This window comes from Photorhabdus sp. RW14-46 (genome assembly GCF_963887965.1).
Lineage (GTDB): Bacteria > Pseudomonadota > Gammaproteobacteria > Enterobacterales > Enterobacteriaceae > Photorhabdus > Photorhabdus laumondii.
Map to the genome: position 1 here is coordinate 922 of NZ_CAWPHH010000041.1, position 14,714 is coordinate 15,635.

Annotated in this window: 1 protein-coding gene (running past one end of the window); it reads right to left on the reverse strand. The window is 51.5% G+C overall.

Annotation, left to right across the window (positions count from 1 at the left end):
• A protein-coding gene (locus AACQ38_RS21200; protein ID WP_165579015.1) for a non-ribosomal peptide synthase/polyketide synthase crosses the window boundary here: on the reverse strand, positions 1 to 14,714 show its 3' portion. Its footprint extends 14,392 nt past the window's final position; only the last 14,714 of its 29,106 coding nucleotides appear in the window; the start codon falls outside the window, past its right edge — the gene reads right to left on this strand; it ends in the stop codon at positions 1 to 3.

A 14,714-nucleotide genomic window follows, 5' to 3' on the forward strand; every position in this document is an offset into this window, starting at 1 on the left:
TTACAAAACCTCCTCATCATAATTGATTGGCAACACCCTATTCAAAGCCTGAGCTAAAGCGATTCTATTCTCATTATCCTCCATCAAACTGGAATGATTACCCGGAATAGCAATCAACTGAAGTGAAGAGTCAGGCATTATTTGCGCCCAACCTAATGATGGATCCATGATTAAAGGCTTAGGTCTTTCATCCGTAATGAAAGGACTAGAGAGGGGAGGCTCTATCGCATAAAACTGATGCAACATTATCGCTAATACCTGTGGGTCATATTCTCTGACTATTTGCGCATAACACTCTATCCGCTCCCAATTCTTTGCGATTAAATCAGGGCGCAGATTGGCGGGATATAAAGCCAACTCCTGTGCTGCTTCAATAAATTGCACCAAGTTTAGCTCATCAATTCGCCGGTATAATGCAGCGACTTCTTCTGTACGCTCCTCCCCAGATTGCCTTGCTAACTCATCAAGGAACTGATGTTTGGGTTGCACAGACTGCCCCCTGATATAATGAGGAGCCGGCGTATCAATCAATCCCAAGAAATTCACCGTCTCACCAGTATTCAACAACTGTTCAGCAATGGCATAAGCCAATATCCCACCAGAAGAGTAACCGCATATCCGGTACGGGCCTACTGGTTGCACCGCTTTCATCAAGGTGAGCATTCTGGTCGCCCGCTCTTCCATAGTCAACGTCGGCCCTTCACTTATGGGAGGCCACGACACTGCATAAATCGGATAGTCTGACCGGATATGTTGAGCCAACCCAAAAACATAAGAATAGTCTTCTATCCCACTGGGCACAAAAAACAACGGCAGCTCTGTTCCACCAGATCGCACCTCTATAGCACTGCTTTGCGAATGAGACAACAGATCTGAGGTAATTTTTGCTGCTAATTCGGACAATACAGGGCATTGGAACAAGGCATTCAATGTACAAATTAAACCCTGACCGGCAGCAAGATTTATCATTCGCATGGCAAGCAGTGAGTGACCGCCCAGTGCGAAAAAGTTGTCATGTCGACTGACTCGCTCAACCCCCAGTAATTCACACCAAATCGCTGCCAATGCGGTTTCTATTTCCCCACGCGGTGTAGCGTAAACCTGACGAGCAACCGCTTTTTCGTCCGGTACCGGTAATGCCTGACGATCCAGCTTGCCGTTCGGGGTTAGAGGAAAAGCATCCAGATGCACAAAGGCACCAGGCACCATATAATCAGGCAGCAAAGCATTTAAGTGTTCACGCAAGCTGTTAACCAGCCTATCATTCGCCTGGGCCACCACATAAGCCACCAGCCGTTTATCTTCCCCATCGTCCTGCACCAGCACAATAGCCTCACGTACCGCAGGATGTTCTGTCAGGCGAACTTCAATTTCACCCAGCTCAATCCGAAAGCCCCGAATTTTAACCTGCTGATCATTGCGGCCAAGGAATACCAAATTACCATCTGGCAGATAACGGCCTAAATCTCCTGTTTTATACATATGAGCATCAGGCTCATCGCTAAATGGATCTGCAACAAAATATTCGACAGTCAGGTCAGGCCGATTGAGGTAACCGCGGGCAATACCCGCCCCGCCAATATAGATTTCGCCTGTCACCCCCAGTGGCACCGGCTGGCCATAAATATCCAGCAAGTAAATTCGCATATTTTGGAGTGGACGGCCAATAATACTGGCTTGTCTTGCCATTTCATTTAGACAGGATATCGTTGTAGTAATCGTCGCTTCTGTAGGACCATAACAATTTGCCAAGACAAGGGATTCACCGTGAACCGATAACCAGCTCTCTAATGCCTGATCAGATATCGCTTCTCCACCAATACAAATAATCCTTAAACCCCGATAGATGTCATCTTGACTCACCTTAGATATTATCCGCCAGAATTGGGCGGGTATTGCAATATAGGTAATTTTGTAAGATTCACACAAACGCCAGAATTCCTGTGCACTGAACGTCCATTGATTTGTCCTCAAGACGATTGCTGAACCCTGCGTTATTGCACAAAATATTTCTGATGCACAAACATCAAAAGAAAGGTTGCAAAACTGCAATAGACGGTCAGACGCCTTGAACAACCATTTCGTATTCAACGCAGTAATTTGATTCACCAACTGCCTATGTTCAACCATCACCCCTTTCGGCATGCCGGTCGAGCCGGAGGTGTAAATCACATACGCCAAATGCCGCGAAGTTAATTCAGATATCTGCGGATTGCTGTCCGGCTGGTCCGGCAATGTATTCGGATCAAGTACCGTCAGCCCGGTAAGCACGTTCTCACCTAGCGCTGTACGCCCAGTAACATCAGCCAGTAAAATAACCGGTAAGGCATCCGCCAAAATATACACCAAGCGTTCACTAGGGTAATCCGGGTCCAGCGGCACATAAGCCCCTCCTGCTTTTAACACCGCTAATAATCCCACCACCATCGCCGGTGAGCGCGCCACGCAAATCGCCACCCGCTGATCCGGTACCACACCCAGCGCAATCAGTTGATGCGCCAGCCGGTTAGCACGGGCATTCAGTTCAGCATAGTTAAGAGTCTGATCTTCATGTACTAGTGCCGTTGCATCTGGTGTTTTTTCGACCTTCCGTTCAAATAATTGGTGAATGCACAACAGGTCAGGATAGGCTATTTCCGTAGCATTCCAGGTTGCCAGCAACAACCTGCGCTCTGCCGGCGCCAAAATATCAATTTCCCCGATCCGCTGTTGAGAGTCAGCCACCATCGCTTGCAATACGGCATGTAGATACCCCACATGCCGCTCAATTGTCTGCTGTTCAAACAGAGCAGTGGCATAACTCAAAGCCCCCACAATTCTGCCTCCCTCCTCAAACAGATTCAGTTCAAGATCAAATCTGACCGTATCAAAGCGTTGATCAACAGATGAGACCGCCAACCCCGGCAATCGCCATTCTGCGTTCTCATTGTTCTGCCAGGCAAACATCACCTGGAACAACGGGGTATGCGCCAGTCTGCGTGGCGGCTGTACAATCTCCACAACTTGTTCAAATGGCAGATCCTGATGTTCCTGTGCCGCCAGCGCGGTTTGTCGCACACGCATAAGTAATTCAGCCACATTCGGCGCACCTGACAAGTCGATACGCAAGGCCAGCGTATTGACAAAGAAACCGATCAGCGATTCTACTTCCTGGCGGTTACGGCCCGCACTCGGTGTGCCGATCACCATATCCTCCTGACCTGACAGACGCGACAGAACCGTCGCCCAGGCTGACAATAGTGTCATGAATAACGTAACACCCTGTTGTTCGCTCAGGCGCTTAAGAGATGTCGTTAATTCTGCATCCAGCTTGATGGGCACAATATTCCCGGCAAACGACTGTTCAGACGGACGTGGCCGGTCAGCAGGCAGATCCAGCAGTACCGGCGCATCAGCCAGCATCGTATGCCAATAGTCAGATTGAATCTGAACTCGCTCAGCCAACAGCCACTGACGTTGCCAGGCGGCATAATCAGGATATTGAATCGCCAATGGCGGTAATGGGTCAGGTTGTCCTACCGAAAAAGCTGTATAGAGAGCACTTAACTCACGCATCAATATGCCTACAGACCAACCATCTGACACAATGTGATGCTGGGTGAGCAGGAACTGGTATTCATCGTCTGTGAGCCGAATAAGGCTGGCACGGATTAGCGGACCACGGCTCAGATCAAATGGCGTACAGACTTCCTCAATACTCAAGCGTTCCAGTACCGCACCCGCAGCGGATATCCCGCGCAGATCATGTTGAGACAACGGCAATCCACTATCCGGCATCAGTAATCGTACCTGAGGCTGGCCGTCAATGGAGACGAACACCGAACGCAATGCTTCATGACGGGCAAACAGTGTATCGAGCGCCCGCTGCCAGGCGGTCTCATTAAGTGAGCCAGATAGACGTAACGCCATCGGCATATGATAACTGCTACCTGAGTTTGAGTTGTCAAGCTGGACAAGAAACCATAAACGCTGTTGAGCGAATGACAACGGCAACGTCCCCTCACGGGATATCGGTATAATGGCGGGGAGTCTAGTGCCCGTTTTATCAAACCGGGCATACATCTCCTCAGCAAAAGCCATTAAAACGGGGAACTCAAACAATGTGCTCAATGGCAGTTCGATACCTAACGCGGCTATCCGGTTCATCATCCGCACCGCCAATAATGAATGACCGCCCAAGGCAAAAAAATTATCATGCCGGCTGATCTGCGCAATCCCCAGTAACTCCTGCCAGATAGCCCCCAGTACAGTTTCCATCTCCCCCTGTGGAGCTTCATAATACTGACGGGCAAAAGCATCCTCTTCCGGTGCCGGTAATGCCTGACGGCCCAATTTACCGTTAGGGGTCAACGGGAAGGCATCCAGACGAACAAAAGCCGCAGGTACCATGTAATCAGGCAAAATATCACTCAGATGTTCACGCAATATAGCGGCCAACCCGTCATCTGCTTCCGCTACCACATAAGCAACTAAACGCTTATCCTGACCGCCACCCAACGCCAATACCCGTGCTTCACTTACCGCAGGATGCTTTATTAATCGTGCTTCGATTTCTCCCGGCTCAATACGGAAACCCCGGATTTTAACCTGTTGATCATTACGACCAACAAACACCAGATTGCCGTCCGGCAGATAACGGGCCAAATCCCCGGTACGATACATTCGCGCATCGGGCGCATCACTAAACGGATCGTCAAGGAAGCGTTCAATCGTCAATTCAGGACGGTTTAAATAGCCGCGGGCCACACCAACACCACCGAGATATAATTCTCCCACTACCCCCAATGGTACTGGCTGACCTTTAACGTCCAACAAATAAACACGCATATTGGCCATTGGTTGCCCAATCGGGACCAATTCATCTGTATAGTCTGGCGAACAATGCCAAGTCGTAGCACAAACCGTGGTTTCCGTCGGACCATAAGCATTGAACAGATTTACCCGACCACGCAGAGCCTGGAGCAGCGCCGCACTGGGTGCTTCACCTGCCAGTACCAATGTCGGTTTTATCGCTATCGCCGGTAAATCACTACCATCACGAAGCAGGGCCGGTGTCAAGCAAGCGTGAGTCACAGTCTGTTCTTCCAGATAATGCCAGAGACGACGAGGATCCTGACGAACCGTGTCGGAAGGGATAGCAAGGCTAGCTCCCCCACCCAGCGCTATCATGATTTCCCAAACACTGGCATCAAAGTTAAATGAAGCAAATTGCAACATCCGACTGGTTACACGAATGTTCAAACGGGTAATTTGTGCCAACACAAGATTAATTACACCACGATGCTCAATCATTACCCCTTTAGGAATACCAGTAGAACCGGAGGTGTAAATCACATACGCCAAATGTCGTGAGGTTAATTCAGATATCTGCGGATTGTTGTCCGGTTGGTCTAACAATATATTCGGATCAAGCACTATTAGCGCGGTAAGTGCGTTCTCACCTAACGCTGTACGCCCAGCAACATCAGCCAGTAAAATAGCCGGTAAAGCATCAGCCAAAATGTGCACCAAACGTTCGCTAGGGTAATCTGGGTCCAATGGCACATAAGCTCCCCCCGCTTTCAGTACCGCCATCAATCCCACCACCATTGCGGGTGAGCGCGACACGCAAATCGCCACTCGCTGGTCTGGCACGACACCCAATTCAATCAGTTGATGCGCTAGCCGGTTAGCATGAGCATTCAATTCGGCATAGCTTAGAGTCTGATCTTCATACACTAGTGCTGTCGCATCTGGCGTTTTCCCAGCCTGTTGTTCAAATAATTGATGAATACATAGCTGGTGAGGATAAGTAGTCTCCGTCGCGTTCCAGGTTTCCAGCAACAATCTGCGCTCCGTCAGTGCCAGAATATCAATCTCCCCAACCCGCGGTTCAGCATCAGCCACCATCGCTTGCAATACCGCGTGCAAATACCCCACATAACGCTCGATTGTTGATTGTTCAAACAGGGCCGTAGCATAACCCAGCGCACCAACAATCCGGCCTTCCTCTTCAGACAGTTCTAGTTCCAGATCAAACTTAACTGTGTCAAAAACAGTATCAACAGGCGAGACAGCCAACTCAGGCAGTTCCCATGCCGGGCTCTCATTGCTCTGCCAGGCAAACATCACCTGGAATAACGGGGTATGTGCCAATCTGCGCGGTGGCTGGACAATTTCTACTACCTGTTCAAACGGCAAGTCCTGATGCACCTGCGCCGCCAAAGCGGTTTGCCGCACACGCGCCAGCAACTCAATTACATTTGGCGCACCCGATAAATCAATACGCAAAGCCAACGTATTGACAAAGAAACCGATCAGCGATTCCACCTCCTGACAACTTCGGCCCGCACTCGGGGTACCGATAACCACATCCTCTTGACCTGATAAGCGTAACAGGACCGTCGCCCAGGCTGACAGCAGCGTCATAAATAATGTAACGCCTTGCTGCTCGCTCAAACGTTTAAGCGCTGTCGTTAATTCCGTATCCAGAACGATGGGCACAACATGCCCCGCAAACGACTGCTGAAGCGGGCGTGGCCGATCGGTTGGTAAATCAAGCAATACTGGTGCGTCAGTCAGTGTGATACGCCAATAATCCGATTGAGCCAAGGCCCGTTCAGCCGACAGACACTGACGTTGCCAGGCAGCGTAATCTGGATACTGAATCGCCAGTGGTAGCAATGGATCACACTGCCCCGCCAGGAAAGCCGTATAGAGCATGCTCAGTTCACGGATCAGCACGCCTACAGACCAGCCATCCGACACAATATGATGCTGGGTAAGCAAGAACCGGTATTCGTCATCCGTAAGCCGGATAAGCGCAGCTCGGATAAGCGGGCCATGACTGAGGTCAAATGACGTACGAGCTTCCCCGATACTGAGGTGTTCAAGCATAGCTTCGGCATCCGGTACCCCACGCAGGTCATACTGAGACAACGGTAACCCGTTGTTCGCAGCCAACAATTGCACTTGTGGCTGACCATCAACGGAAATAAATATAGAGCGTAACGCTTCATGGCGGGAAAACAGCGTATCAAGTGCTTGTTGCAATACACTAATATTAAGTTGTCCCCGCAAACGCAGTGCCATCGGAATATGATAGGTTTCACTGATCCCCTCAAACTGAGCAAGGAACCACAGACGCTGTTGAGCGAATGACAGCGGCAATACACCCTCACGAGATACCGGCTGAATGACAGGTAATCTCTTACGTTGTTCATTAAACCGGGTACACATTGCCTCAGCAAAAGCCATTAAAACGGGGGACTCAAACAACGTGCTCAATGGCAGTTCGATACCTAACGCCGCTATCCGGTTCATCATTCGCACTGCCAACAACGAATGGCCGCCCAAAGCAAAGAAATTATCATGCCGACTAATCTGTTCAATGCCCAAGACTTCACACCAGATAACGGCCAGCGCAATTTCTGTTTCCCCTTGCGGGGCTTCATGAACCTGACGGGCAAAGGCTGCCTCGCCTGGCACCGGCAGCAACCGGCGATCCAACTTGCCGTTCGGGGTTAGCGGGAAGGCATCCAGACGTACAAAAGCCGCCGGTACCATGTAGTCAGGCAAAACTGCACTCAGGTGGTCATGCAGGCTATTCACCAGCCCCTTATCCGCTTTCGCCACCACATAGGCAACTAACTGTTTATCCTGACCGTCATCTAACACCAGTATCGCTGTCTCTTGCACTGCAGGAAACTCGGTTAATCGTGATTCAATTTCTCCCAGTTCAATACGGAAACCACGGATTTTGACCTGCTGGTCACTACGGCCCAGGAATTCCAGATTACCATCCGGCAAGTAACGGGCCAAATCCCCAGAGCGATACATCCGGGCAGCCGGTTTATTACTAAATGGATCGACCAGGAAACGTTCAGCCGTCAACTCAGGCCGGTTCAGATACCCGCAGGCAACCCCGTCTCCACCAATATAAATCTCACCGGCCACCCCCAACGGTACCGGCTGACCGTAAACATCCAATAAATAAACCCGCGTATTAGCGATTGGCCGGCCAATAGGGATCTTGATCGTTCCTACTGGCAACTCAGTAATAGGATATGTCGTCGTAAAGGTGGTTCCTTCACTCGGCCCGTAGCCATTCAACAGTTGTTGCGGTGGATTATTATCCAGTACCTGGGCAATCACATGCGGATCAAGAACATCACCCCCGACAATCAGGATTTTTATCTGCGGGAGAACCGGGGATAATTCCTCTACCAGCTGATTAAATAATCCCACACTCAACCACAGGATATTAATTTGATACCTGTGCAAAGCCAGTGCAAAATCCGATGGTGTCAGCAAAGTAGCGTAATCAATAACCACCAGTGTGGCACCATTAAGCAACGGTGCCCAGACTTCAAATGTGCTGGCATCAAAAGCCGGATTAGCGGTAAAAGCAACCCGATCATCTGGCCCTACTTCAGCATAGTCATTATTGATAACCAGCCGGACCACAGCACGATGCGGCACCACCACCCCTTTGGGTATCCCGGTCGAGCCGGAGGTGTACATAACATACGCCGGTTCAGCGCTGGAATGCGGCAATTCAGGATTAAGGCCATCCTCCTCCCTGATAGTGCCCATGTCACTTGAGAAACGAAACAGCGGCACAGCCAGGCCAGCCGGGATCTCCGTCTGTGTATCGGTGAGCAACAACCGGGCGGCACAATCGCTTATCAGCCAGTTTTTCCGCTCGTCCGGCACGCGGGTATCAACAGGCACGTAAATAGCCCCGGCTTTGAGAACAGCCAACTGAGCCACCACCAGCTCCACCGATCTCACTAACAAAATTGCTACATGTTCATGCGGGCAAACGCCTTGTTCAATCAGTTGACGGGCTAACCGATTAGCGCGAGCATTCAATTCAGCATAACTCAGCGTTTGATCTCCGGCGATGAGCGCTATAGCCCCCGGCGTTTTCTCCGCCTGTTGTTCAAATAATTGATGGATACATCGCTGTTCAGGATACGAGGTTGCTGTGGCGTTCCAGGTTTCCAACAACAACGAGCGTTCCGTTTCCGGCAGGATGTTGAGTGCCCGTACCGGGATCTCCGGGGCCTGCTCAAGCGCCGCTACCAAACTCTCCAGCGCCTGTTGCATATAACCGCATATCCTTTCCGGATTAAACGGCTGGACAATTTGAGCCGTTAGCCCCAATGCGTCACCAAAATCCTCAACCGACAGCACAAATGGATAGTTAGTCCGCTCCTGTCCATCAATAAATTCAATACCGCTGATAAGCTCATTCGTCGTTGCCGGCAAAGCATTATGCCGATAGTTCAACAGACTACTAAAGAGCGGGATCTCACCCGATACACCACTGCAACGCTGGGCCAGCGTCAGTGAAGCATGCTCATGGGCTAATAATCCGGCCAGTCGGGTATGGGCAGCCTGCACGCTATCCCGTACTGGGGTCTCATCAATATCCAGCCGTAACGGCAAAGTATTAATAAACAACCCCATGCCGCTATCAGCGCCGTCCCCCACCTGCATACGCCCAAACAGCACCGTACCAAACACAACATTCTTCTGATCACTGGTACACGCCAACACCTGCGCCCAAGCTAGATGACACAAGGCCGCCAGACTGACGCCCAGATGTTTCGCCTGACGACGCAAACGGTCATTCAGTGTACTCGTCAACATCCGGTGGTATTCCGTCACCTGTGACCCATCACGGTGTACCTCCGTCAGCCCGAACGGTAACGTCGGCTCCGCCACCGCCGCCAGCATGTCGGTAAAGAAATGAGTATGCTCTTCCTGACTGACACCCAACCGAGCCTGCGCCACCAGATTACGGAATGGCATTGGTGCAGGCAGGCTGTCCTCTTGACCTGAAAGACAGGCCTGTACTTCACGATTCATCACTTCCAACGTGGTATGGTCGCCAATCAGGTGATGGTGCAATTCCAGTAAAAACCAGCGGCCATCGGTCTCCTGCGCCACCACAAAACGCAGCAGAGGTGCCTGACCCAAGCCAAGACGATAATAGCGGGGATTAAAACGTTGAGCCAGTTGCTCACAGACCGGGCCATCAGCCGGGTCCAGCGTCAATTCTGTAACTAACAACGGGGCCAGACGCCAGACCACCTGTGCCGGCACTGACAATCCCTGCCAGATAAAAGCGGTACGTAAGATATCGTGCCGATCAATGGTCTGTTGAATCGCGGCCAAATAACGATCTAACAGCGCCCGGTCAGCAAAAACCACCTGGCTGATTAACAGATACGGATCACCGTCCTTCTCCAGCATATGGTGGAACAAAATACCGTCCTGCAACGGCGACAGCGCATAGATATCCTGAATATTACTGATCCCACCCGGTACCTGTCCGACGATGTGGTCAATGTCAGGTTGAGTCAAATCAATCAGTGGCAACATCTCCGGCGTCAGCACCGTCGTATCCGGTGTAATGCGGTTATCGGGTACCGGGATTTTATCATGCTGAACCAGAGACTGGGCCAGAACACGGAGGGTTGGATACTGGAACAACGTTTGTACCGATATACTCAGACCAACACGCCGCAGGCGCTCAATCATCCGCACGACGAGCAGCGAGTGGGCCCCCAAGGCAAAGAAATTGTCATGCCGGCCAATCTGTTCAATCCCCAATAACTCATGCCAAATAGTCGCCAGCGCTATTTCCATTTCCCCTTGTGGGGCCTCATAAATCTGGCGGGCAAGGTCTTGCGCCTTCGGTACTGGAAACGCCCGGCGGTCCAATTTACCATTCGGGGTCAATGGAAACGCATCCAGACGCACAAAAGCCGTCGGCACCATATAATCCGGCAAAATAGCAGTCAGGTGAGCACGCAGGCCAGCCGCCAGCCCCTCGTGAGCTTCCGCCACCACGTAGGCGACCAGCCGTTTATCCCGACCGTCATTCAGCGCCAGTACCGCCGCCTCTTGTACCACCGGGTATTCGATTAATCGGGTTTCAATTTCTCCCAGTTCAATGCGGAAACCGCGGATTTTGATCTGCTGGTCACTACGGCCCAAGAATTCCAGATTACCATCTGGCAAGTAACGGGCCAAATCCCCAGAGCGATACATCAGGGCATCCGATTCATGACTAAATGGATCTGCCAGGAAACGTTCAGCCGTCAATTCAGGACGATTGAGATAACCTCGGGCTACTCCATCTCCACCAATATAAATCTCACCGACCACCCCCAACGGCACCGGCTGACCGTAAACATCCAACAGATAAACTCGCGTATTGCCGATTGGTCGGCCTATGGGGATATTGGTCGCACCCACCGGTAACGCAGTGATGCGATATGTTGTGGTAAAGGTGGTTCCCTCACTCGGTCCGTAACCATTCAACAGTTGTTGCGGTGGATTATTATGCAATACCTGGGCAATTACATGCGGATCAAGAACATCACCCCCAACAATCAGTATCTTGATTTGTGGGAGAACCATGGATAATTCTTCGGCTATCTGGTTAAACAACCCGACACTCAACCACAGGATATTAATTCGATATCTGTGCAAAGCCAGTGCAAAATCCGATGGTGTCAGCAACGTAGCGTGATCGACAACCACCAGTGTGGCACCGTTAAGCAAAGCCCCCCAAACTTCTAACGTGCTAGCGTCGAAAGCCGGATTAGCCGCAAAAGCAACCTGATCATCCGACCCAATTTCAGCATAGCCATTATTGATGACCAACCGGACCACAGCACGATGAGGCACTATCACCCCTTTTGGCGTGCCGGTCGAACCAGAGGTGTACATGACATATGCTGAGTCAGAACTGAGACAAGGCACATCAAGATTGGAGCGATCCTCCCCCTTAATCACCTCTGTCTTATCAGCGAAACGAAATACGAGAACAATCCAATCAGCCGGGATATCAGTCCGAGTATCGGTGAGTAACAATTTGGCGGAACAATCGTTTATCAGCCAATTTTTCCGCTCATCCGGCACGCTGGGATCAACAGGGACATAAACGGCACCAACTTTGAGAATAGCCAACTGAGCCACCACCAATTCAATCGATCGTTCTAACAAGATCACAACATGCTCATCTGGGCATACGCCTTGTGCGATCAACTGACGGGCTAACCGATTAGCACGGGCATTCAATTCAGCATAGCTCAGCGTTTGATCCCCTGCGATAAGCGCGGTAGCCTGCGGCGTTTTCTCCGCCTGTTGTTCAAATAATTGATGAATACATAACTGGTCAGGATACGCGGTTTCCGTCGCGTTCCAGGTTTCCAGCAACAGTCCGCGCTCTGCCGGTGTCAGGATATCAATTTCCCCAACCCGCTGTTCAGCATCAGCCACCATCGCTTGCAGTACCGCGTGAAAATACCCTACATAACGCTCGATGGTTGATTGATCAAACAGGGCCGTGGCATAACCTAACGCACCCACAATCCGGCCTTCCTCTTCAGATAGTTCTAGTTCCAGATCAAACTTAACTGTGTCAAAAGCAGTATCAACAAGCGAGACAGCCAATTCAGGCAGTTCCCATGCCGGGCTCTCATTGTTTTGCCAGGCAAACATCACCTGAAACAACGGGGTATGCGCCAAGCTGCGTGGTGGCTGCACAACTTCCACTACCTGTTCAAACGGCAAATCTTGATATCCCTGTGCCGCCAAAGCGGTTTGCCGCACACGCGCCAGCAACTCAATCACATTCGGCGCACCCGATAAATCAATACGCAAAGCCAGCGTATTAACAAAGAAACCGATCAAGGATTCCACTTCCTGGCGACTGCGGCCCGCACTCGGGGTGCCGATAACCACCGCCTCCTGACCTGACAAGCGTGACAGGACCGTCGCCCAAGCTGACAACAGCGTTATAAATAACGTGACGCCTTGCTGTTCACTCAGGTGCTTAAGCGCTGTCGTTAATTCCGTATCCAGATCAATGGGCACAACATGCCCGGCAAACGACTGCTGAGGCGAGCGAGGCCGATCGGTTGGTAAATCAAGCAGCACTGGCGCGTCAGCCAGTACGGTACGCCAATAATCCGATTGAGCCAGGACCCGTTCAGCCGACAGCCACTGACGCTGCCAGGCGGCGTAATCAGGATACTGAATCGCCAGCGGGGGCAATGGATCACACTGCCCCGCCAGAAAAGCCGTATAGAGCTGACTCAGTTCACGGATCAGCACGCCTACAGACCAGCCATCCGACACAATATGATGCTGGGTAAGCAGGAACTGGTATTCGTCGTCCGTAAGCCGGATAAGCGTAGCTCGGATAAGCGGGCCATGGCTGAGGTCAAATGACGTGCGAGCTTCTCCGATACTCAGGTGTTCAAGCACAGCTTCAGCATCCGGTACCCCACGCAGGTCATACTGAGACAACGGTAACCCGCTGTCCGCAGCCAACAGTTGCACTTGTGGCTGACCGTCAACAGAAACGAAAACAGAACGTAACGCTTCATGACGGGCAAATAACGTGTTAAGCGCCTGTTGCCAGGCAACGATATCTAATTGGCCACACAAGCGCAGTGCCATCGGAATATGATAGGTATCACTGACCCCCTCAAACTGCGCGAGGAACCACAGACGCTGTTGAGCGAATGACAGAGGCAACACCCCCTCACGAGATACCGGCAGGATGACGGGTAATCTCTTACGCAGTTCATCAAACCGGGTACGCATTGCCTCAGCAAAAGCCATTAAAACGGGCGCTGCAAACAATGTGCTCAGTGGCAGTTCGATACCTAACGCCGCTATCCGGTTCATCATCCGCACTGCCAATAGCGAATGGCCGCCCAGTGCAAAGAAATTATCATGTCGGCTAATCTGTTCCATCCCCAGAACTTCACGCCAGATAACCGCCAACGCAATTTCTGTTTCCCCTTGCGGGGCTTCATGGACCTGACGGGCAAAGACTGCCTCGCCTGGCACCGGCAGCAACCGGCGATCCAGCTTGCCATTCGGGGTTAGTGGGAAGGCATCCAGACGCACAAAGGCCGCCGGCACCATGTAGTCAGGCAAAACTGCACTCAGGTGGTCACGCAAGCTATTCACCAACCGGTCATCCTCTGGTGCCACAACATAGGCGATCAACCGTTTATCCTGACCGTCATCCAACGCTAATACCGCCGCCTCACGCACTGCCGGGTGCGCAGTTAGCCGCACTTCAATTTCCCCCGGCTCAACACGGAAACCACGGATTTTGACCTGCTGGTCGTTACGGCCCAAAAATTCCAAATTACCGTCCGGCAGGTAACGGGCCAAATCTCCAGAGCGATACATCCGGGCAGCCGGCTTACTGCTAAAGGGATCGACCAAGAAATGTTCAGTCGTCAACTCAGGACGGTTCAGATACCCACAGGCAACCCCATCGCCCCCGACATAAATCTCACCGACCACTCCCAACGGTACTGGCTGACCGCCAGCATCCAACAAATAAACCCGCGTATTAGCGATTGGCCGACCAATGGGGAGCCTGGTCGCCCCCACAGGCAATGCAGTGATACGATATGTCGTCGTAAAGGTAGTTCCCTCACTCGGACCATAAGCTTGCAATAATTGCTGTGGCGGATGATTATCCAGAACCTGGGCAATCACATGCAGATCAGGAATATCTCCCCCGAAAATCAAGATCTTTATCTGCGGCAGAGCTGGGGACAACTCTGCCACCAGCCGGTTAAACAGCCCAATAGTCAGCCACAGAACCGTGATGCGATGAGCCTGCAAAGCCCGCACTAACGCCGATGGTGTCAGCAACGTGGTATGGTCGATAATGACCAGCGCCC